The sequence below is a fragment of the Micromonospora sp. CNB394 genome (genome assembly GCF_000374985.1).
Lineage (GTDB): Bacteria > Actinomycetota > Actinomycetes > Mycobacteriales > Micromonosporaceae > Micromonospora > Micromonospora marina.
In genome coordinates this window covers 128547-149747 of record NZ_KB895830.1, presented here as the reverse complement: position 1 = coordinate 149747, position 21201 = coordinate 128547, and the positions used below count along the sequence as shown (strand labels likewise).

Annotated in this window: 21 protein-coding genes and 1 riboswitch; of the genes, 7 read left to right on the top strand and 14 right to left on the bottom strand. The window is 73.5% G+C overall.

Translation table 11 applies throughout. The features are described from left to right. Window positions 1-22: 22 nt before the first annotated feature. From C569_RS0110650 to C569_RS0110610, 9 genes are all read right to left on the bottom strand, one after another. Window positions 23-466, bottom strand: a complete 444-nt coding sequence (locus C569_RS0110650; protein ID WP_018785767.1) for a hypothetical protein — start codon at window positions 464-466, stop codon at window positions 23-25. Between the two features lie 15 nt (window positions 467-481). Further along, entirely contained in the window at window positions 482-961 is a 480-nt protein-coding gene (locus C569_RS0110645; protein ID WP_018785766.1) for an EndoU domain-containing protein, read from the bottom strand. Between the two features lie 36 nt (window positions 962-997). Then, complete coding sequence (locus C569_RS0110640) at window positions 998-1492, bottom strand: hypothetical protein (RefSeq protein WP_026267973.1); 495 nt, start codon at window positions 1490-1492, stop codon at window positions 998-1000. 2 nt (window positions 1493-1494) lie between these two features. After that, window positions 1495-1818: a hypothetical protein gene (locus tag C569_RS0110635; RefSeq protein WP_018785764.1), complete on the bottom strand. Its 324-nt coding sequence runs from the start codon at window positions 1816-1818 to the stop codon at window positions 1495-1497. Continuing rightward, window positions 1818-2234: a YbaB/EbfC family nucleoid-associated protein gene (locus C569_RS0110630; RefSeq protein ID WP_018785763.1), complete on the bottom strand. Its 417-nt coding sequence runs from the start codon at window positions 2232-2234 to the stop codon at window positions 1818-1820. The genes C569_RS0110635 and C569_RS0110630 overlap by 1 nt, the downstream gene beginning before the upstream one ends. Before the next feature lie 180 nt (window positions 2235-2414). Then, window positions 2415-2588: a CsbD family protein gene (locus C569_RS30065; RefSeq protein ID WP_036345575.1), complete on the bottom strand. Its 174-nt coding sequence runs from the start codon at window positions 2586-2588 to the stop codon at window positions 2415-2417. Window positions 2589-2655: 67 nt separating this feature from the next. After that, window positions 2656-4911, bottom strand: a complete 2256-nt coding sequence (locus C569_RS0110620) for a cation-translocating P-type ATPase (protein ID WP_018785761.1) — start codon at window positions 4909-4911, stop codon at window positions 2656-2658. A 17-nt stretch (window positions 4912-4928) separates the two neighbouring features. After that, window positions 4929-5900, bottom strand: a complete 972-nt coding sequence (locus C569_RS0110615; RefSeq protein WP_018785760.1) for a hypothetical protein — start codon at window positions 5898-5900, stop codon at window positions 4929-4931. A gap of 36 nt (window positions 5901-5936) precedes the next feature. Beyond that, a complete protein-coding gene (locus tag C569_RS0110610; RefSeq protein ID WP_018785759.1) occupies window positions 5937-6143 on the bottom strand; it encodes a heavy-metal-associated domain-containing protein in 207 nt (68 codons plus the stop codon). A gap of 80 nt (window positions 6144-6223) precedes the next feature. On the opposite strand from C569_RS0110610, the gene C569_RS0110605 reads away from it, so the two are divergent. From C569_RS0110605 to C569_RS0110595, 3 genes are all read left to right on the top strand, one after another. Beyond that, window positions 6224-6523: a metal-sensitive transcriptional regulator gene (locus tag C569_RS0110605; RefSeq protein ID WP_013283780.1), complete on the top strand. Its 300-nt coding sequence runs from the start codon at window positions 6224-6226 to the stop codon at window positions 6521-6523. 163 nt (window positions 6524-6686) lie between these two features. Continuing rightward, window positions 6687-7961, top strand: coding sequence for a YibE/F family protein (locus C569_RS0110600; protein WP_018785758.1), 1275 nt, complete (start codon window positions 6687-6689; stop codon window positions 7959-7961). A 154-nt stretch (window positions 7962-8115) separates the two neighbouring features. Next, a riboswitch (cyclic di-AMP (ydaO/yuaA leader) is annotated at window positions 8116-8247 on the top strand. A gap of 3 nt (window positions 8248-8250) precedes the next feature. Beyond that, window positions 8251-9279 (top strand): hypothetical protein, encoded by a 1029-nt coding sequence (locus C569_RS0110595; protein ID WP_018785757.1) that lies wholly within the window; start codon window positions 8251-8253, stop codon window positions 9277-9279. Between the two features lie 54 nt (window positions 9280-9333). On the opposite strand, the gene C569_RS0110590 is transcribed toward C569_RS0110595, so the two are convergent. After that, window positions 9334-9987 carry a carbonic anhydrase gene (locus C569_RS0110590; RefSeq protein ID WP_018785756.1) on the bottom strand — a complete coding sequence of 218 codons (654 nt, stop codon included), beginning with the start codon at window positions 9985-9987 and terminating at the stop codon, window positions 9334-9336. Window positions 9988-10142: 155 nt separating this feature from the next. Here C569_RS0110590 and C569_RS0110585 point away from each other — a divergent pair, with 155 nt between their 5' ends. Together C569_RS0110585 and mycP are read left to right on the top strand one after the other, a co-directional pair. Beyond that, entirely contained in the window at window positions 10143-10481 is a 339-nt protein-coding gene (locus C569_RS0110585; protein WP_018785755.1) for a helix-turn-helix domain-containing protein, read from the top strand. Window positions 10482-10620: 139 nt separating this feature from the next. Further along, window positions 10621-11775: a type VII secretion-associated serine protease mycosin gene (mycP, locus tag C569_RS0110580; RefSeq protein WP_018785754.1), complete on the top strand. Its 1155-nt coding sequence runs from the start codon at window positions 10621-10623 to the stop codon at window positions 11773-11775. A 60-nt stretch (window positions 11776-11835) separates the two neighbouring features. On the opposite strand, the gene C569_RS0110575 is transcribed toward mycP, so the two are convergent. From C569_RS0110575 to C569_RS0110565, 3 genes are all read right to left on the bottom strand, one after another. Next, window positions 11836-12117, bottom strand: coding sequence for a WXG100 family type VII secretion target (locus tag C569_RS0110575; protein ID WP_018785753.1), 282 nt, complete (start codon window positions 12115-12117; stop codon window positions 11836-11838). 28 nt (window positions 12118-12145) lie between these two features. Then, window positions 12146-12454, bottom strand: a complete 309-nt coding sequence (locus tag C569_RS0110570) for a WXG100 family type VII secretion target (protein WP_018785752.1) — start codon at window positions 12452-12454, stop codon at window positions 12146-12148. 323 nt (window positions 12455-12777) lie between these two features. After that, window positions 12778-16743 (bottom strand): type VII secretion protein EccC, encoded by a 3966-nt coding sequence (locus tag C569_RS0110565; RefSeq protein WP_018785751.1) that lies wholly within the window; start codon window positions 16741-16743, stop codon window positions 12778-12780. Window positions 16744-16912: 169 nt separating this feature from the next. Here C569_RS0110565 and eccD point away from each other — a divergent pair, with 169 nt between their 5' ends. Beyond that, on the top strand, window positions 16913-18310 hold the full coding sequence (gene eccD, locus C569_RS0110560) for a type VII secretion integral membrane protein EccD (protein WP_018785750.1): 1398 nt from the start codon (window positions 16913-16915) through the stop codon (window positions 18308-18310). On the opposite strand, the gene C569_RS0110555 is transcribed toward eccD, so the two are convergent. Further along, window positions 18294-19463 (bottom strand): type VII secretion protein EccE, encoded by a 1170-nt coding sequence (locus C569_RS0110555; RefSeq protein WP_018785749.1) that lies wholly within the window; start codon window positions 19461-19463, stop codon window positions 18294-18296. The genes eccD and C569_RS0110555 overlap by 17 nt on opposite strands. A gap of 162 nt (window positions 19464-19625) precedes the next feature. Between C569_RS0110555 and eccB the strand changes: the two genes are divergently transcribed. Then, complete coding sequence (gene eccB, locus C569_RS0110550; RefSeq protein ID WP_018785748.1) at window positions 19626-21095, top strand: type VII secretion protein EccB; 1470 nt, start codon at window positions 19626-19628, stop codon at window positions 21093-21095. The last annotated feature ends 106 nt before the right edge of the window (window positions 21096-21201 follow it).

Sequence of the window (21201 nt, the reverse complement as noted above, 5' to 3'; positions counted from 1 at the left end):
GTTCCGCGCGGACCGGTCCGGGTCAGAACAACCGTCCCCGGTACGGATGCGGCCGGCCCCACCGCTCCTCCCACTGGAGCAGTTCCGCCTGCCAGCGCGGCAGGTCGGGCCGGTACTCGCGGATCAGTTCGCGGTTCTCCGGGCGGCCGACCAGGAACCCCCAGTAGGACTCGACCGCCTCCCGGGTCTCGTCCAGCGAGTAACGGCCCCGCTCGTCCGCGACCCACTCGTTGACGAACTCGACGCCGTCGGGGGAGAAACTGACCTCGTACTTGTCGCTGTCCCACCCCTCGTCGAGCGGACGGCCGTTCGCCACGTCTTCGATCATCTGCAGGGCGTCCAGGCATGCCGAGTAGGAGACGGAGACGTCGGTGATCAGCCACGCGCCGAGAGCCCGATAGCGCTGATCGGTCACGGTGAACAGCGGGAGCCGGAACTCATCGAGGGAGAAACTGATGAACGCCAACGGAAGTCCTCCGGATCATGGGATGACGACCGGCCATCCGTGGGTGAAGCCGCCCGAGCCATTGTAGAAACCTTCGATCACCAGGCCCTTGTGAGTGCCACGCCACATGTTGGTGCCGGGTACCGGCGTCGCGTTCTGGAAGGCGCCGGTGATGGCGTTGTCGACCTGGGCCGGCGTCCAGTCGTCGGGGAAGAACGTGCTTTCCCCGCCGTTGCCCTTCTTCGGCTTCCAGGCCCCGTGTGGAGGGTTCAGCGTCGGATCGAAGAACTCCGGCTTGGCCGTGTAGGCCCCGGTCTTGGGATCCTTGACGACGCTGCCGGGCTGGAGCCGGCGACCGGGGAAGTCCTCACCGCCGGGCCGGTAGTGGTAGCCCGACCCCTTGGGCATGCCCGGCTTCACGTGGCCGCCCATGACGTGCTCGGTGAAGTGCGGTTTCATCCGGTCGGGCCGGTTACGCGTCTTGGTGCGCTTGAGAAAGCGCAGCGCGGCCCGCATCAACCGGCCGCCCGCTCTACCCCCGCCCATGTCACCTCACCCGTCGGCGAGTTTCCAGAGGGCTTCCTGGACGAGGTTGCCGACGATGGTCCGGGCCAGCGCATGGAAGATCGGGATCTCCAGCAGCGAGGCACCGAAGGTGACCGCCGCGGTGGCGATCGCCTGGGCGATCTGGATGGCCAGGACGACCAGTTGCACGATGACGGCGACCTTGAGGGCGAGCACGATCGCGCCGCAGATGATCAGGCCGGTTCCGGTCAGGACGGCGGCGGTGACGCCGTCGCGCAGGCTGTCGGCCGGGCTGTCCTCCTTGTTCCACCAGGTCTGGAACGCGGTGATGTCCTGGCCGGTGTGCTGGGTCCAGACCGTCGCGGCGCCGGTGTTCGCCTCGCTCACCACGCCGGAGAGGGTGTCGGAGAACCGGATCCAGGCGTTGCCCATCTCGAAGAGCTTGGTCTCGTCAGCCTCGGGCCAGGTGTAGCCGAGGACGCCGAGCAGCGACCGCAGCTCCCCGGGTAGCTCCATGCCCATGCTCAGCCTCCCAGCATCCGCCGCAGGCCGTCGAGGTTGCGGGTGATGGCCGCCTCGGTCTCGGCGTAGCGGACGGCCATCCCGCCGAGGTCGGCACCGGCAGCGGCGATCTCGTCGAGCGCGCTGTCGAAGCACTCGAACGCGAACGCGGAGACCTCGTCGTGGGCCGCGCCGATCAGCGAGCCGATGTCGTCGGACCCCCAGGGCCGACCGAAGCCGGCCAGCTCGGCCCGGAAGGCGGTCAGCGCCGCACCGAACCGGGTCGCGACGCCGTCCAGCGCTGACCCGGAGGCACCCAGCCGCTCCGGATCGACCTCGACCGGCATCAGCGCCCGTCCTGGCGGGCGAGCCGGTCCTGCGCCTGCATCAGGGCGTCGGTGAACATGCTGAACTGGCGCCCCGCGTCCGCCTGGATGCGGCGCAGTTGCTCACCGAGCGAGCCCAGGTCGACCTCGCCGGGGGCGGTGGTGGACTGCTCCCGCAGGTCGGCGAGCGCGGCGTTGACCGCCGCTTCGATCTCCTCGGCGAGGGTCTCGCTGGCCATCCGCATCACGCGGGGGTCGAGCGTCAGCGCGGTGACCTGCCCGGGAGGACCGGCGGTGACCCGGATCAGGCCGTCGGCGGCCTCACCGACACCTTCCGGCGGCGCCACCTGCTCGCCCGCATCGGTCTGCCGCTGGAGCGCGGCCATGGTTTCGGACAGCACCCGGCCGAAGCCGGACGGGTCGGCAGGATCGGCCATCGAGGAGCTCCTCCGCATTCGAGGTCGCCTCGCATCCTATGCACCGGCGCCGATCCCGGCGGTCCCGCCGCATCGATGTGGGCGGTGGGATGGGCCACTCGGGATCGTCACCGCCCGTACACAGCACTCCGGGCCGGCCCGTGGGCCGACCCGGTGGTGTGTGTGCGTCGCGTACCGTACTCAGCTCTTGAAGGCGTCCTTGACCTTCTCGGCGGCCTGCTTGAGCTTGGCGCCGGCCTGGTCGTTGCGGCCCTCGGCCTCGAGGCGCTCGTTGTCGGTCGCCCGGCCGATGCCCTCCTTGACCTTGCCCGCGGTGTCCTGCGACGTGTTGTCGATCTTGTCGTCGAGACCCATGATGACCTCCACTGGTGCGATTGCCTGACGACAACTGGTTACCCCGGCGGCCGTCCGCTCAATCCCGTCACCCGATCGGGCGCAAGCGCCGCAGCCGAAGGCTGTTGCCCACCACGAACACCGACGAGAACGCCATCGCCGCCCCGGCGAGCATCGGGTTGAGCAGACCGGCCGCCGCCAGCGGCAGCGCCGCGACGTTGTAGGCGAACGCCCAGAACAGGTTGCCCTTGATGATCGCCAGCGTCCGGCGGGAGAGCCGGATGGCGTCCGCGGCGGCCGTCAGGTCGCCCCGCACCAGCGTCAGGTCGGCCGCCTCGATGGCCGCGTCCGTGCCGGTGCCCATGGCCAGCCCGAGGTCGGCCCGGGCCAGCGCGGCGGCGTCGTTCACCCCGTCGCCGACCATGGCGACCACCCGGCCCTCGCGCTGGAGCCGCTCGACCACGTCGACCTTGTCGGCGGGCAGCACCTCCGCGATCACCTCGTCGATGCCGACCTCGGCGGCCACCGCCTTCGCCACCGTGGTGTTGTCGCCGGTGAGCAGCACCGGCCGCAGGCCCAGCTCACGCAGCCGGGCGACCGCCGCCCGGCTGGTCGGCTTCACCCCGTCGGCCACCGCGAGCACACCCCGGGCCCGACCGTCCCAGCCGGCCAGGATCGCCGTCCGCCCGGCGGCCTCCGCGCCGGACGCGGCCCGCTCGACCTCCTCGGGTACGTCGAGACCCCGCTCCCGCAGCAGCCGGGCCCGGCCGACCACCACGCTCCGGCCGTCGACGGTGCCGGTCACGCCCAGCCCTTCGGCGTTGGCGAACCCGCCGACCGGCGGCAGCGCCCCGGCCTCGGCCGCGGCCTCGGCGACGGCCCGCGCGATCGGGTGCTCGGAGGCGGCCTCCAGCGCGCCGGCCACCCGGAGCAGCTCGGCGGCGTCCTCGCCCCCGGCGGGCAGCACCTCGGCCAGCGCCATCCGGCCGGTGGTGACGGTGCCGGTCTTGTCGAGCACCACGGTGTCGACCCGGCGGGTGGACTCCAGCACCTCCGGCCCCTTGATGAGCACTCCGAGCTGCGCGCCGCGCCCGGTGCCGACGAGCAGCGCGGTCGGCGTGGCCAGGCCGAGCGCGCACGGGCAGGCGATGATCAGGACGGCCACCGCCGCGGTGAACGCGGCGGCCGGCCCGGAACCGGTGCCGAGCCACCAGCCGAGTGTGCCGGTGGCCAGCGCGATCACGATCGGCACGAACACGCCGGAGACCCGGTCGGCGAGCCGCTGCACCGCCGCCTTGCCGGTCTGCGCCTGCTCCACCAGCCGCGCCATCTGGGCGAGCTGGGTGTCGCCGCCGACCCGGGTGGCGCGGACCACCAGCCGGCCGCCGGCGTTCACCGTGGCGCCGACCACGGCGTCGCCCGGCCCCACCTCGACCGGCACCGACTCGCCGGTGAGCATGGCGGCGTCGACGGCCGAGGTGCCCTCCTCGACCACGCCGTCGGTGGCGACCTTCTCGCCGGGCCGGACCACGAACCGGTCCCCGACCGCGAGCCGGCCGACCGGAATCCGGGTCTCCTGCCCGCCGCGCAGCACCGCCACGTCCTTGGCGCCCAGTTCGAGCAGGGCCCGCAGCGCCGAGCCGGCGGTGCGCTTGGAGCGGGCCTCGAAGTACCGCCCGGCCAGGATGAACACGGTCACCCCGGCGGCGGCCTCCAGGTAGATGTTGCCGGCGCCGTCGCCGCGGGTGATGTCGAAGCTGAACGCGTGCGTCATCCCGGGCATGCCGGCGTCGCCGAGGAACAGGGCCCAGAGCGACCAGCCGAACGCGGCAAGTGTGCCGAGCGAGACGAGCGTGTCCATGGTCGCCGCGCCGTGCCGCAGGTTGACCAGCGCGGCGCGGTGGAACGGCAGCCCGCCCCAGACCACCACGGGGGCGGCGAGCGTCAGCGAGGCCCACTGCCAGTAGTCGAACTGCCAGGCCGGCACCATGGCGAGCACGATCACCGGCAGGGTGAGCACGGCGGAGACCCGGAGCCGGGTACGCGCCGCTTGCAGCTCGTCCACCGGCTCCCCGGCCGCTGCCGCCTCCGCCTGCTCGGGCGGTGGCGGCACCACGGCGGTGTAACCGGTCTTCTCGACCGTGGCGATCAGGTCGGCCGGGGCGATGTCGTCGGCGTACCGGACGGTGGCCTTCTCGGTGGCGTAGTTCACTGTCGCCTCGACGCCGTCCATCCGGTTGAGCTTCTTCTCGATCCGGGCGGCGCAGGACGCGCAGGTCATCCCGCCGATCGCCAGTTCGATCAGGTTCGGCGCGGTGGGCAGCGCCTTTCCCGTGGCAGTCATCGCGGCACCTCCGGCGCTCAACTGTGCCCGTGCCCCGGGCTGCCGTGTCCGGCGTCCGGGGTCGGTGCGGTGGTGGGTGCCGGCGCGGTGGGCACCGGCGCGGTCCGGTCGCCGGCGAGGACGGTGAACTCGGCGGTGTGCACCGCGTCGCCGTGCCGGAAGTCCAGGTAGAGACGGTACGCCCCGGCCGAGGGCACCTCGGCGGCGAACGTGATCGCCGGACCGGCCGGTGTGCGCCCGTCGCCGGGCGTGCCCTCCGGGTGCACGTGCAGGTACGCCAGGTCGCCCTGCCGCAGCGCCACCAGGTGCCCGTACGCGCCGAGGTAGGGCTGAAGGTCGGTGACCGGCCGCCCGTCGCGGCTGACGGAGAGCGTGAGCCGGCTGGTCCGGCCCGGCTCCGGCGTGCCGGTCAGGGTGACCGTGTAGCCGTCGACGGTGGTGCTGGTCGCCGGTGCCGGCAGCGGCCGGGCGGTCAGCTCGCCGGGGACCGTGACGTCCAGGCCGAGGGTCAGCGGGTCGCCGCCTTCGGGGGTGAAGTCGGCGAACGCCCGCCAGGCGCCGGGGCCGTGCAGCGGCGAGGCGACCTGCCAGGTGCCGTCGCCGGTCATCTCCGGGTGGACGTGCCGGAACCCGGAGAGGTCCCGCCGGGCGACGATCAGGTGCATGCGCTTGTCGTGGGCCACCTCGAAGCGGGTGACCGGCGCGCCGTCCGGGCCGGTGATCCGGAAGGCGAACTGTCCGGCCGGGGCGGCGGCGGGCTGGAACGTGTAGCCGCGTTCGGAGACGAGCAGCCCGCCGGGCGGGTGCGCGGAGGCCCCGTTCTCGTCACCGTGGCCGGTGCCGCCGGCCCCGTGGTCGCTGTCGCTGTCGTCGTGGCGGGTGTCGGCGGCCGGGGCGACGGGATCGGCCAGGGTGCCGATCCCGTACGCCGCGCCGAACACCGCCACGAGGCCGAGGGCGAAGCCGCTGAGCTTCGTCGCCGTGTTCATGGTGTCTCCTCGGTTTCTGCGGGTCCGCCGGACCCGTCACGCACCGACGAGGTCGTAGCCGGCCTCGTCGACCGCCGCGCGGACCGCGTCCACGTCCAGCGGGTTCCGACTGGTGACGGTGACCCGGCCGCCGGCCAGGTCGACCTGGACGTCGGTGACGCCCGGAAGCGCGCTCAGCTCGGTGCTCACCGAGTTGACGCAGTGCCCGCAGGTCATGCCGTTCACCTGGTACGTGGTCTCCATCTCGCCCTCCGATCTCATACCCCCCTGGGGTACGACTCGAACGTTAGCATACCCCCAAGGGGTACGCTATCCTCGGTGTCATGACCGCGCCGTCCAGCCCGACCCGGGGCTACACCGCCAGCAAGGACCAACTCCTCGCCCGGCTCCGCCGGATCGAGGGCCAGGTCCGTGGCATCGAGAAGATGGTCGAGGACGACCGCTACTGCATCGACGTGCTGACCCAGATCTCGGCCATCCAGGCGGCGCTGGACAAGGTCGGCCTCGGCCTGCTCGACGGCCACGCCCGGCACTGCATGCACGAGGGCGCCGCCGAGGGCCGGGCCGACGAGATGGCGACCGAGATGATGGCCGCTGTCGGCCGCCTCATGAAGCGCGGCTGAAACGGTCACCCGCCCGTCCCGGGCCCGGCCTGCCGGGCCGGGCGAGCCGGGCTGCCTACCATGGCCGGGCGACGCCCCGGACGTGGTCGACACGTCCACGCCGGCCGGGTGACCAGACCGGTCCGGCGGACCAGGCGTCGCCGCGACCGTTGGGAGAGACGCCATGGGTGCCGACCACACCCGCCCCGCAGCCGCCGCGCCGCCGGGCGTACGACGGCTGCTCGTCGCCGTGGTGGTTCCGCTGTTCGCGCTCACCGTGATCGCGGCGCTGGTGCTCTGGCCCCGGCAGGACCGGGAGCCGGTCGGCGGCGCGGACGTCCCCCGCTACCACGGCACCGTGACCCGGGTGGTCACCGAGCCCTGCCCGCCCACCCCGGAGACGCCGGCCGGTGGAGGTGGCCCCTGCGGCACCGTGACCGTCACCGCCGAGCAGGGCCCGGACGCGGGCCGGCCGGTCGAGATGCCGATCCCGGCCGGGCCGGGCGCGCCCCGGGTCGCCGTCGGCGACGAGGTCGTCCTGGTCGAACTGACCGACCCGGCCGACCCGGCGGTGAAGTCCTACAACATCGCCGAGCACCAGCGCGGCACACCGCTGATCTGGCTGATGGTGCTGTTCGCCGCCGCGATCGTGGCGTTCGGCCGCTGGCGCGGGCTCGCCGCGCTCGGCGGGCTGGTGGCCAGCTTCGCCATCGTGCTCGGCTTCGTGCTGCCGGGCATCGGGTCCGGCCGGCCGCCGCTGCTGGTGGCGATCGTGGGCGCCGCGCTGATCATGTTCGTGGTGCTCTACCTGACCCACGGGATCACCGCGCAGACGTCGGTGGCGGTGCTCGGCACGCTCGGCAGCCTGGTGGTCACCGGCGTGCTCGGCCTGCTCGCCACGTCCGCCACCCACCTGACCGGCTTCGGCAGCGAGGACGCCACCACGCTGTCCATGTTCCAGGCCGACGTGGACCTGCACGGGCTGTTGCTGGCCGGCATCATCATCGGCTCGCTGGGCGTGCTGGACGACGTCACAGTCACCCAGGCGGCCACCGTCACCGAACTGGCACACGCCAACCCGGGCCTGTCCCGGCGGCAGCTCTACCGGGCCGCGACCCGGGTCGGCCGGGCGCACATCGCGTCCACCGTCAACACCATCGTGCTGGCGTACGCGGGCGCCTCGCTGCCGCTGCTGCTCCTGCTGGTCGCCGACGCCCGACCGGTCAGCCAGATCCTCACCAGCGAGTTCCTCGCCCAGGAGATCGTCCGCAGCGCGGTGGCCACGCTCGGCCTGATCGCCGCCGTACCGCTGACGACCGGACTGGCCGCGATCGTGACCACCGCCGGACGGCGCTCGCGCGGCGCGGAACCGGCGCCACCCGCGCCCCGGCCGCCGGCCGGGCGGGACGACGCGCTGGAGGCGCTCGGCGGCGGGAAGAGTACGGAGGCCGCATGGTGACACTGCGCAGCGTGACCATCGATTTCAAACGCGACGCTGGTCACGGTGCGCCACGGCGAAATCTCGCTATTGGTCGGCTTCCGGACGTAGAACCTCAGGAGTGCTGTCAGGTAACCTCGCTGCCGGTCACCGCCGAAGGCGCGCACCGGCGCCAGCGGTGCCGCCGCCCAATCGCCCGCGGGCGAGCCGGGGAACCAGGTACATGGGGTGAATCCGCGACAGCGGTAGGGGCCACTTCCGTCCCGAACCCGTCAGCTAACCCGGTCGGCGGCCGACGGAAGGGAACATTGTGACGGCACCCCTGCGCCGCTGGCTGACACCCGTGGTGGCCGTGCTGGCCTCGCTGGCCGTGCTGGCCGGGCCCACCCCGGCGACCGCGGCCCCCACTGCGGCGGCCCCCGGCACCCCCTCGGGTCACGAGGAGGACGGCGAACCGCCGCTCATCACCGAGGCGATCGACGCCGCCAACCGCAACTTCCTCCAGGCCAAGGCGAAGCTGGCCAAGTCGCAGGACCGCCAGCGGCGGCTGGCGGCCGAGGTGAAGACGGCACAGGCCGAATTCGACGCGCTCAGCCCACAGGTCAACCAGCTCGCCGCCCAGTCCTACCGGACCGGCCGGATGGGCGCGATGGCGATGCTGCTGGAGAGCAACTCCCCCGATTCGTTCGTCCGCCGGGTCAACGCCCTGGACGAACTGAACCTCCTCAACGCGCAGCGCCTGGCCGCCATCAACGCGGTCAAGACCCGCGCCGAGCAGGCCAAGATCGCGCTCGACGCCGAGGTGCGCGAGCAGGAGAAGCAGAAGAACGCGATGGAGCGCGAGAAGGTGCAGGCCGAGCGCGCGCTGAAGCTCGTCGGCGGTCTCGGCTTCACCGGCGGCCTGGTCTCCGCCACCTCACCGGTCGCCAAGATCGCCCCCGGCCGCACCGCCGACGGCGGCTGGAAGGCCGAGTCGTGCAGCGAGGACGACCCGACCACCTCGGGCTGCGTCACACCGCGCACACTGCACGCCTACCAGGAGGTCCGCCGCGCGGGCTTCAAGCGCTTCGTGGGCTGCTACCGGCCCGGCGGGCCGTGGGAGCACCCCAAGGGCAAGGCGTGCGACTGGTCGCTCCAGAACAGCGGCTTCGCGCCCTGGCACAACAACGACACCCGCCGGTACGGCAACGAGGTCGCCGCCTTCCTCATCCGCAACGCCGACCGGCTGGGCATCTACTACGTCATCTGGAACCGGCAGATCTGGTTCCCGGCCACCGGCTGGCGTTCGTACAGCGGACCGTCGAACCACACCGATCACGTCCACATGTCGCTGCTCTGACCCGGACACGACGAAGGGGCCGCCCCGAGGGCGGCCCCTTCGTCGCCCTACGGGTCAGCCGGCCAGCGCCGGGTCGGCGGGCGCCGCCGGAGCGGGCAGCGGGGCCGGGGACTGCGCCACGGTCCGCACCTCGCCGCCGGCGAGCCGGTACGACATGCCCACCACCGTGCACCGCCCGGCCGCCACCCGCTCGGCCAGTACGGCGGACCGGGCCAGCAGCGTCTCCACCGTCTGCGCGATGTGCACGTCGATGATGCCGTCGAGGTCGTCGACGCCCTGGCGGGCGGCGCGCAGCAGGCTGGGCGAGACCGCGTCCACCACCGCGCCCAGGTGCCCGACCGGGGCGGCGCCGGTCCGGACCCCCTCCCGGGCGGCCTGGACCGCGCCGCACGAGTCGTGGCCGAGCACCACCACGAGCGGCGTGCCGAGCACGGTGACCGCGTACTCGACGCTGCCGAGCACCTCCGGCCCGGCGGTGTGCCCGGCCGTCCGCACCACGAAGAGGTCACCGAGACCGCGATCGAAGATGATCTCGGCGGCGAGCCGCGAGTCGGAGCAGCCGACGATCACCGCGAAGGGGTGCTGGCCGACGGCGACCGCCGCCCGGTGCCCGGCGTCCTGATTCGGATGCTGCGGAGCGCCACTGACGAACCGGTGATTACCGGCACGCAGCTCGGTCAGTGCCTGCTCCGGGGTGCTCGGCGTCATGTCCCTCACCTCGTCTACCTGGGGAACCACCAGGCCGAACGGCCTCGCGACCCACGGTCACACGCACCTGGGGGCCCGTCAAGATTCGTGATACGCATTTCATACTTTCCCGTGCCGGCCCGCGCCGGGCCGGTACTACCGAGCAGGGGAATAGCATGACCACCATGGCGACCACACCAGCTGAGGGCGGGAGCCGCCGTAACTGGACCTTCCTCACCAACCACGGCCACGTGCTGCTCGCGATCGCACGCAATCCCACCGCCCGGCTGCGGGACGTGGCCGACGAGGTGGGCGTGACCGAACGGGCGGCCCAGGCCATCGTCGCCGACCTGGAGGCGGGGGGCTACCTGCGGCGTACGCGGGTGGGACGGCGCAACGAGTACACGATCAACCCGAAGGGACGCTTCCGGCACCCGGCCGAGGCCGACCAGCAGGTCGGCGCCCTGCTGGCCCTCTTCGCCGAGCCGGTCGGGGACGCCACCGCCGACAGGTGACCAGGCCGGTACCACGTGTGCCCGCGCGGGCGGGCGCGGCAGGTAATCTCACCGCGTGCGCGACAGCTCGCGGCCGGGCGCGACCACGGGACGCGTCCGGGCCGGACACCGGATCAGGTCCGTCCTTTCCGGAGCGACGGTGACCGCCCTGCTCGGCGGCGCGCTGGCGCTGCCCGCGCCCGCGCTGGCCGCCCCGAAGTGCGGCCCGCCCGGCGGCCCGGCGCCCACCGAGGTGCCGTGGGCGCTGAGCCGCCTCGACCCGGCCGCCGCGTGGCGGATCGGCAAGGGCGCGGGGATCACCGTCGCGGTGATCGACTCCGGGGTCTCGCCGGACCATCCCCTGCTGCGCGGGCGCGTGCTGCCGGGCGAGGACTTCAACCAGCTCGTCCGCCTGAAGGGCCAGTGCGACCTGGTCGGCCACGGCACCATGGTCGCGGGCATCATCGCCGGCCGGGAGGGCACCGGCTCGCCGTACACCGGCATCGCGCCGGAGGCGAAGATCCTTCCGCTGCGGGTGCTGGCCGAGAACAGGGAGAACTTCGACCCGGACGTGCCGGCCGAGATCGGCAAGGCGATCCGCTGGGCGGTCGACCACGACGCCGACGTGATCAACCTGTCCCTGGTCACGCTCGACGACCCGGCGCTGAAGTCCGCGGTGCGGTACGCGCTCGGCAAGGACGTGGTGGTCGTCGCCTCCGCCGGCAACCGGCAGGAGAACCGGGAGGACCGGCCCGCCTATCCGGCGGCGTACGCCGGTGTCGTCGCCGTCGCCGGGATCGACGAGCAGGGCGGGCACGTCGGCAGCTCGGTCAGCGGGGACTATGTGGACATCGCCGGCCCCGGGCTGGACATCGTCGGGCCCGCGCCGCAGGGATCGGGCTACCGGGCCGAGCCGCAGGGCGGGACGAGCTTCGCCACCGCCTACGTCTCCGGGGCCGCCGCGCTGGTGCGGGCCGCACACCCGGACATCAGCGCCGACGAGGTCGCCTACCGGCTGACCCGTACCGCCGACAACCCGCCCGACGGGCACAACGCCGAGGTCGGCTTCGGCATGGTCAACCCGTACCGGGCGGTCACCAGCCTGCTGGGCACCCGGGAGGATCCGCCACCGGGTGCGATGCCGCCGCCGGCGCCGCCCGCCGACCCGCTGGCCTGGCAGCGCACCGTCGCGATCTGGGTCGCCGTCGTCGGCGCGCTGCTGGCCGGCGTCCTGCTGACGATGCGCCCCATCGTGGCACGCGGACGCCGGCGCGGATGGCGCCCCGGACGGCGGGAAGTCCCGCAGGACGCCTGAGAACGCACGACGGCTCCGCCCGGCACGAGCCGGAGCGGAGCCGCTGTGGACCGTTCGGGCTCAGTTGCCCCAGACCTTGGAGTTGCTCATCTCCGTGGTCATGTAGTTCTCGCGCGCGATGCCCACCGCGCCGCCGATCTCGTTCAGGACCTTGTTGATGTCCCGCACGGCGGCGTCCCACTGGGCCTGGTGCTGCTCGTAGGCGACCCGGTCCTGGCCCTCCCACTCGAGCTTGCTCAGCATCGCCCGAAGCGTGTCCAGCTTCTCGTCGATGGTCCGCGAGATGGCCTGCATCTGCTGGTTGCTGCTCTCCAGAACAGCGTAGTCAACCTTGATGCTCATCGATTCCTCCTCTGCCTGTCCTCGCGGATCACGGGTTGAGCGCGGCGTGGAACTTGTCCAGCATCTGCTGCTGGTCTTCGTCGTTGACCTGGTGCGTGGTGCCGGACTTGTCAAGCAGGTCCGCGATGTTGTCCATCGCGGTCAGCAGCTTGTTCGTGTCCTCGGTCCAGCGGTTCATCAGGCCCTGGAAGCCCGTGGACGCCTGGCCCTTCCAGGCCATCGCCAGATCGTCGACCACGTTCCACAGCTTCTTGAGCTCGCCGTCGACGTCGCTGCGCGTGGACCGCACGTCACTCGCGGCGGTGTGCAGAGTCGCTGCACTGACCTCGAACGCCATGCTTCACACCCTTCCGTCATGTTGTGGCGGCGGATCCGCCGCGCCCTCCCCCGCGGCAAGGCGTACCCACCCCACCGACGGACACTTCATCCGAACCGTAGCGGACGACGTCCAACCCGCGCAGCCCTGACGGCTCGCCGTCGCATCCCGCCACCCCACTGTCGACAGACGTGGTCCGGGCGCCCTGCGTACGAGGTGGACGGTCGAGCCCGAGGCCAGGGCCGCCCGCGTGACGATTCGACGATCGTCGACATGCCGACGGCCAGGACCGGGATGGCGGCGGTGGCGGCCAGACCGGAGACCGCGTCGTTGTAGGCGTCCCGTCAGGCCGGTTCCGTCCACGCGGTCTGGATCAGCTGCCGGCCGTCGCGGCGGCGCACGAGCGTGCCCCGGCCCGGCGGCTGCGGGGTCGGCCGCAGGTTGCCGAAGACCGCGCCCTCCTCCCGGCTGCCGGACATCAGCAGACCCGGCGAGTCCAGCTCGCGCAGGCGCTGCAGCACCGGCTCGTACAGCGCCCGCGCCACACCGCCGACCCGGCGCGTGATGATCAGGTGCAGGCCGACGTCCCGCGCCTGCGGCAGCAACTCGTGCAGCGCGCTCAGCGGGTTGCCGCCACCGGAGGCGACCAGGTCGTAGTCGTCCACCAGGATGTACAGGTCCGGACCCTTCCACCAGCTCCGGTCGCGCAGCTGGGCGGTGGTCACGTCCGGGCCGGGCAGCCGGTTCTGCAACGCGCTGCGGATCGAGCCGAGCCCCTGGCTGAACACCTGGTTCGACGGTGCGTAGTCGAGCAGGTGGTCGCCCTCGACCGCGCCCAGCAGCCCGCGCCGGTAGTCGGCGATGACCAGCCGCGCCTGGGCCGGGGTGTACCGCTCGGCGATTCCCCGCGCGATCAGCCGCAGCAGGTTGGTCTTGCCGCACTCGGCGTCGCCGAACACCGTCAGGTGCGGCTCACCGGCCAGGTCCAGGTAGACCGGGGCGAGCGCCGACTCGTTCACGCCGATCGGGATGCCCGGGGCGGACCTGTCGACCACCTTCGCCAGCTCGGCGACGGCCAGCTTGCGCGGCAGCAGCCGGACCTTGGGCGCCGGCTGTTCCGGCCAGTTCACCGCGACGTGACCGGCGAGCGCCACCGACGCCTCGGCCAGGTCCTCGATGTCGCGCTTGCCGTCGATCCGTGAGATCGCGGTCAGGAAGTGCAGCTTGTCCCGGGTCAGACCGCGACCGGGCGCGCCCACCGGCACGTTCTGCGCGGCCCGCCGGTCGATCTCCGACTCCGACGGGTCACCGAGCCGCAGCTCCAGCTTGGTGCCGAGCAGGTCCCGCATGTTGATCCGGATCTCCGCCCAGCGCACCGCGGTGATCACCACGTGGACGCCGAAGCCCAGGCCCCGGTTCGCCAGGTTCGTGATCGTCTGCTCCAGCTCCTCGTACTCCTGGCGCAGCGTGTTCCAGCCGTCCACCACGAGGAAGACGTCACCGAACGGGTCGTCGGCGAACTCGCCGGCGGCCCGGCGGCGCCGGTAGCTGGCCACCGAGTCGATGCCGTGCTGGGTGAACCGGTTCTCCCGCTCGTCGATCACGGCGACCACCTCGGCCACCGTCCGCCGGACCGCCTCGACGTCCCGCCGGCCCGCCACACCCGAGGTGTGCGGCAGCCCGTCCAGGCTGCGCAACGCGCCACCGCCGAAGTCGAGGCAGAAGAACTGCACCTCGCGCGGCGTGTGGGTGAGCGCCAGCGACGCCAGCATCGAGCGCAGCATGGTGCTCTTGCCGCTCAGCGACGCCCCGACGATCACGACGTTGCCGCCGGCCCCGGCCAGGTCGACCATCATCGGGTCGCGGCGCTGCTCGTACGGGCGGTCCACGATGCCGACCGGGACGGCGAGGCGGCCGCGGCCCGGCCAGTCGGCGGTGGTCAGGCCGTACGTCGGGTGCACACTCAGCTTGGGCAGCAGCTCGGCCAGCCCGGACGGCTCGGCCAGCGGCGGCAGCCACACCTGGTGCGCCGGGCGTCCCCGGCCCTTGAGCTGGTCGATCAGCACGTCCAGCATCGCCACGGCCTTGCCGTCGCCGCTCTGCTCCGGCTCCGGGGCGGCCTCCGCCGGGCTCGGCTGAGCCGGCACCGGCACGTAGTCGACGCCGTACGGGACGATCCGGCGCTGCACCTGCGCCCGGGTGGAACGCTGCACCTGCCCCGGCGCGCGGTACGGGCCGGACACGTAGGCGGCGCGGAACCGCAGCATGGTGGCGGTGTCGGTCTTCAGGTAGCCGTGGCCGGGCGCGCTGGGCAGCTCGTACGCATCAGGCACACCGAGCACGATCCGGCTCTCCACCGCCGAGAACGTGCGCAGACCGATCCGGTACGACAGGTGCGTGTCCAGGCCGCGCAGCTTTCCCTCCTCCAGCCGCTGCGAGGCGAGCAGCAGGTGCACGCCGAGCGACCGGCCGAGGCGGCCGATCATCACGAACAGGTCGATGAAGTCCGGCTTGGCGGCGAGCAGCTCGGAGAACTCGTCGCAGATGATCAGCAGGCTGGGCATCGGCTCCAGCGGCTCACCGGCGGCGCGCGCCTTCTCGTAGTCGTACCGGGAGACGTAGTTGCCCGCCGCCCGCAGCACCTCCTGCCGGCGGTTCATCTCACCGGCGAGCGCGTCCCGCATGCGGTCGACCAGCGGCAGCTCGTCGGAGAGGTTGGTGATCACCGCGCTGGTGTGCGGCAACGCGTCCAGCGAGGCGAAGGTGGCGCCGCCCTTGAAGTCGACCAGGACGAAGTTCAGCTCCTCCGACGAGTGCGTCACCGCGAGCGCCCCGACCACGGTCCGCAGCAGCTCGCTCTTGCCCGAACCGGTCGCGCCGATGACCAGGCCGTGCGGGCCCATACCCTCGTGCGCGGACTCCTTGAAGTCCAGCTCGACCACGTTGCCGTCCGGTCCCAGGCCGAGCGGGATGCGCAGCCGGTCGCGGTGGCTGCGCGGACGCCAGGTCTGCCGGGTGTCCACCGTGGCCGCGTCGCCGACGCCGAGCAGGTCGGGCAGCTCCATGCTGCGGGCCAGCGGCTCCTCGGTGCTGGCGCCCTGCTGCTGGGAGAGCCGGAACGGGGCGATCTGCCGGGCCAGGCCCTCGGCCGCGCTCAGGGACAGCCGGTCCGGCCGCCCGAGCCGCGACGTCGCGGTGCCGCGGACCAGGTCGAGGCCGGTGCCGTCCCCGGCGTCCAGGCAGAGCAGCCAGCGCCCGGCGTCGCGCGGGACCGCACCGGACAGGTCGAACACGGTCGTGCCGAGCAGGCCCGGCCCGGTCAGCGCGCAGGTCGCCGAGACCTCGCCGCCGTCCAGCACCACCACCACGTGCGGCGCGGTCGTCAGCGGCTTCGCCTCCGGCGCGAACCGGGGCCGGCCGCCCAGGTCCTGGGCCAGCGCGGTCTCCGCCTCGCTCAGCGCGGCGAACACCATCCGGCGCGCGCCCGCCGCGTCCGTACGCCCCGGGTGCTGGGCGTGCGGCAGCCACTTCACCCAGTCCCAGGCCCCTTGCCGGTCCGGCGCGACCACCACGACCACGAGGAGGTCCTCCGGGGCGTGGAAGGTGACGAGCTGACCCAGCGCGGCCCGGGTCAGGTCGAGCACCGGCTCCCGGTCGCCGCGCAACGCGATCCGGCTGAACGCGCGCAGCGACAGCGCGGTCGGCAGGTCCGGCACGCTGGAGTGGGCCCGGACGAACCGGCGCAGCGCGATGGCGCTCATCGGTTCCAGGTCCTCCACCGGCTTGGTCTCCGGCGGCACGATCTCCACCGCCAGCCGCTGCGGGCCCAGCGCGATCCGCACCTCGCCGAAGTCGTCCTCGGTGATCCGCCGCTCCCACAGCCGGCGGGAGGCGGCGATCGACCAGAGCGCGTCCGGCTCCGGGTGCCGCCAGGTCATCGCGGCGCGCTGCTGCTCGGCGGCGCGCCGGGTGCGCCTGCGCATCTGCGCGAGGTAGCGCATGTAGTCGCGCCGCTGGGCGTTCAGTTCGGCCTTGTCCTTGCCGCCGTTGCCGAGCGTGCCGATCGCCATGCCCAGCATGGACACACCGAACAGGCCACCGGCGACGTACGTCATCATGCCGCCGCCCCGGCCGGCGTAGAGGAACGCCATCGCGCCGACACCACAGAGCATCGGCAGGATCATCAGCACCTGACCCATGCCCTTGGCCTGCGGCTCGGGCAGCTCGGGCGGGGATTCCAGCAGCACCTCGCCGCGCGGCAGCGCGGGCCCCGGTTGACGCGGAAGCCGGCGGAACACCACCGTACTCACGGCTCTCCCCTCCCCAGAAGCGGCAGTGATCGTGGTCTGCCACCGCCGGTGAGCGTCGGGTGGGCAACCTGTGCGACCGCCATCGTAGGTAATCTCCCGGTGGCGTCGTGGCCCCGTGTGGGCGACGCCGACGGCCCGGCGGATCGTAGGCGAGCACGAGGAGGCCACTGTGGCGACGAAGGCGGCGACCGGTGGGCTGAGTCGGATCACCATCGTGGCGCCGCGTACCAGGATGGACCTGGCGCTGCCGTCCGACGTGCCGCTCGCCGACCTGCTGCCCACGCTGCTGCGGTACGCGGGCGAGGACCTGGCCGACGAGGGCGTGCGGCACGGCGGCTGGGCCCTGTCCCGGCTCGGCGGCCAGCCGCTCGACGGCGGCCGGACCGCCGCTCAGCTCGGCGTACGCGACGGCGAGGTGCTCTACTTCAACCCGCGTGCCGCGACCGCTCCCGAGATCGTCTTCGACGACGTGGTGGACGCGGTCGCCACCTCCACCACCCAGCGGGCGGGCGCCTGGCAGGTCGGCACCACCAGGGCGTTCGCGGTCCTGCTGGCCGCCTCGGCGCTCGCCGCGGGCGCGGTGGCGACGCTGCTCACCGGCCCGCCGCAGCTACCCGGCGCGGCGGCCGCGTTCGTGGTCGCGGTGGCGCTGCTGGTCGGCGCCGCGGTGCTCTCCCGCGCCGCCGGCGACAGCCGCACCGGCGCGGTGCTGGCCCTGGTCGGGATCGGTTACGCGGGCGCCGGCGGCCTGCTGGTGCTCGCCGGGGACCGGACGCTCGGCGAGCTGGCCGGCCCGCACGTCCTGCTCGCCGGCACCGCCGTGGTGGTCTTCGGCGCGGTCGCCGCGCTCGCCGTCGGCGACCGCCTGCCGCTGTTCCTCGGCGCGGTGGGCATCGGCGGGGCGGTCGGCCTCGGCGCCGTACTCAGCCTGGCCTTCGGCATCGGCGTGGCGGCCTCGGCGGCGGTGGTGGCGACAGTCGCGTTCGGTGCGCTGCCCGCGCTGCCGATGCTCGCCTACCGCCTGGCCCGGCTGCCGGTGCCGTCCATCCCCACCGGGCCGGACGACCTCAAGACCGACACCGAGTCGGTGGACGGGCCGTCGGTGCTGCGCGACAGCGAGCGCGCCGACGCGTTCCTCACCGGTCTGCTCTGGACCGTCTCGCTGCTGGTGCTCGGCGGCGAGGTGGTGCTGGCCGGGGACGGCCGGCTCCCCGCGGTCCTGCTCTGCCTGGTGCTGGCCCTGCTGTCGCTGCTGCGGGCCCGCCCGTTCCTCAGCCGCGCCCAGCGCACGCCGGTACTGCTGTCCGGCACCGCCGGCCTGGGGCTGGTCGCCGCCGCCGTGTTCGCCGCCGGCTCGCTGGCGACACGGCTCGGGCTGATCCTGGGCGGCCTGGCCGTGCTGGCCGTGATCAGCCTGGTCTACGGCCTGACCGTGGCCGGCAAGCGGATCTCCCCGGTCTGGGGCCGGATCCTGGACATCGTCGAGATCCTGCTGATCATCGCGCTGGTGCCGCTGGCCGTCTGGGTCTGCGGCGCGTACGGCTGGATCGTCAACCTTCGACCGTGACGGTGCCCATCGCGGTGCCGACCGGCGCGGTGGCGTAGACGCCGGGGCCGTGCTGGCCGTCCAGCGGGCGGGCCGGCACGCCCGCGCGCCGGGCCATCTCCCGGACCGCCTTCACCAGCGCCTCGGCGTGCCCGTCCATGGCCGCCACCCGCAGCAGCGGCGGCACCCGCCGCCCGCCCGGGAGCACCACCGCGGCGACCGTGTGCGAGGGCGCGGAGGTGGCGGTGACCGCGTCCACCAGTGCACCGAGTGAACCGTTGGGGCGTACCCGCAGGGCCAGGCAACGCTGCGTCCAGCCGCCCCCGCGCAGGCTGGTCCACGTCTCCACCGGGGACTCCGGCGCGAGGTCGAGCCCGGCCCCGGACACCACCGCCGCGTGCAGCTCGTTCCGGTCGAGCACCCGGTGACCGAGGCCGGCGGCGTTGAGCGCCTTGCCGAGCCGGCCCACCCCGGCCGCCACCGCACGGTGCACGCCGCGCAGGCCGCCGCCCCGGCTCACCGCCTCGGCCCGCGCGTCGGACACCGACAGGCGCAGCGCCATCCACACGGTCCGGTACGCCGACGGCGGCGCGCCGGGCGCCGGGTACCAGACCAGGGTGTGCGAGACGACCTGGGTCTGGGTGACCGGGCCGGAGAAGTCGGCGAGTACCGCGAGCGCGCGGTCGACCGCCGCCGCCTCGATCGAGCCGGCGGGTGCGCCGGGCCGGCCGGTAAGCGCCAGCGCGGCGAACCAGCCCCGGTCGTCCTGCCCGATGCCGAGCCGGATGCCGCGCTCGGTCAGCTCCACCACTGTCAGCTCCGGGGCCAGCGCGGCCAGCCTCGGGTCACCACCGGGTGCCGCGCCCCGGGCCCGGTCGCGGCGCCGGCGCAGCCGGCGGCGGAGCATCAGATCCTCGTACCACCAGCGGCCGTCCCGGCGCGCGAACGTCGCGGCCACCGCGAGCAGTGCCAGGACGGCGACCACCGCGAGCAGCCACGCCGGGCCGGCGGTGGCGAACCAGACCGCGAGCGCGGCGCACTCCACCACCACGAGCTGCCCGACCACGACCGGGCCGAGGCGTCCCCGGCGGCGCTTGTCGGCCGGGGTGACCGGCCGGTCCGGTACGGCGGGAGCGGTGGCGGTACGACCGGGTGGCGCCTGGAGCTGCGTCATCGGTGTGCGTCCCTTCTGGACATGCTGGGCATCCGCCGGGCGGGTGCTGTCGTTCGGGCGGCGGACGGGGCCCGGCGCACCCCCGACGGCCCCTTATCGTAGGGAAGCCCGCGGCGCTGTTCGGACCTGTCGCCGTGGACCCACCCCCGCCGGAGGTTAGTCATGCGGACCCGCCGCGATCAGGTGCAGGCGTACCGCTTCGTCACCCGCCGCATCGTCTCGGCGCTGCTCTCCGGTGATCCGGAGACCAACGACCTGCCGATGCGCCGCCTCGGCATGGCGGTGTTCGGCAGCGTCGTCGCGGCCGCGGTGGTGCTCGGCGGCGTGGGCGCGTACGGGCAGCTCACCAGCAACTCCGCTCCGCTGGAGCCGAACACGCTGGTGATCGAGCGGGAGACCGGCGCGACGTACTACGTCGGCGAGGACGAGGTGCTGCACCCGACGCTCAACTACGCGTCGGCGCGGCTGATCGTCAACGACGCCGGGGCGCAGCCGCGCACCATGTCCCAGGCGTCGATCAAGGACCGTCCACGCGGGCGGCTGGTCGGCATCGTGGGCGCACCGGACGACCTGCCGGATCGCAGGTCGCTGGTCGGGCTGCCCTGGTCGGTGTGCGACGTGCCGGATCCGAACGACCCGCAGCGCTCCACCACCCACCTGGTGATCGATCGCGCGCTGCCCGGCGGCACGACGCTCACCGACCGGGCCGTGGTGGTGCGGACCGGCGACGCGCGTCACCTGCTCACCGGCGGCTCCCGGCTGCGGGTGGCCGGCGACGAGCAGGCGCTGGTGGCGTTGAAGATGGCCGGCGCGACGAACCTGACGGTCGGGCAGCAACTGCTGAACGCGGTGCCGGTCGGCCCGGATCTGCGCAAGCCGACGATCGCCGGCGACGGCGGCGCGAGCGGGCTCACGGTGGCCGGCCGGCCGGCCCGGATCGGCCAGGTCTACCAGGCTGCCGGCCAGTACTACGTGCTGACCCGGCAGGGCCTGGCGACCGTCCGTGAGGTCACCGCGCTGCTGCTGCTCGGTGGCGGCGGTGAGGTTACCCAGATCACCCCCGACGAGGCGGGCCGGCTCCTCACCGACCAGCGCCTGGACGCGGACGGCCTGCCGGCCCGGCTGCCGGCGCTGCACGAGGTCCGTCCGGGGCGGACGGTGCTCTGCGCCACCTACCGGCCCGGTCCGGCCGGTCAGCCACCGACCACCACGCTGGAGGTCTTCGACTCCCCGCCGGCCGAGCTGACCTCGGCGACCGCGGTGCCCGCACGGCAGGGCCCCCGGGACGCGGTACGCACCGCCGAGAGCGTTCTGCTGCCCGGCGGCAAGGGCGTGCTGGTGCAGGCCACGGCCGGGGAGAGCGGCAAGGCGGCGGCCGGTTCGACGGTCTACCTGATCACCGCGCAGGGCATCCGCTATCCGCTCGGCACCGCCGGGGGCGACGCGAAGAGCGCGCTCGGGTACGGCGACGTGACGCCGCTCGCCGTACCCGCCTCACTGCTGGCGCTGGTGCCGACCGGTCCGACGCTGTCCCGCGAGGATGCGTTGACTTACTTCGATGCGTCGACCCTTCCCGGTGCCACCGCGACGCCCTCGGCCGGCGGCGGGGCGGCGCAGGTCCAGGGCGGTTGACCGGTCCTCGCCCGCGCCGAGGTGGAGGTTGTCCGTCACGGGTCACCCGGGTTGGTCCGCTTCGACTAGCCTGAGTGCGGCGAACGGTCGTCGACGATGACTACGG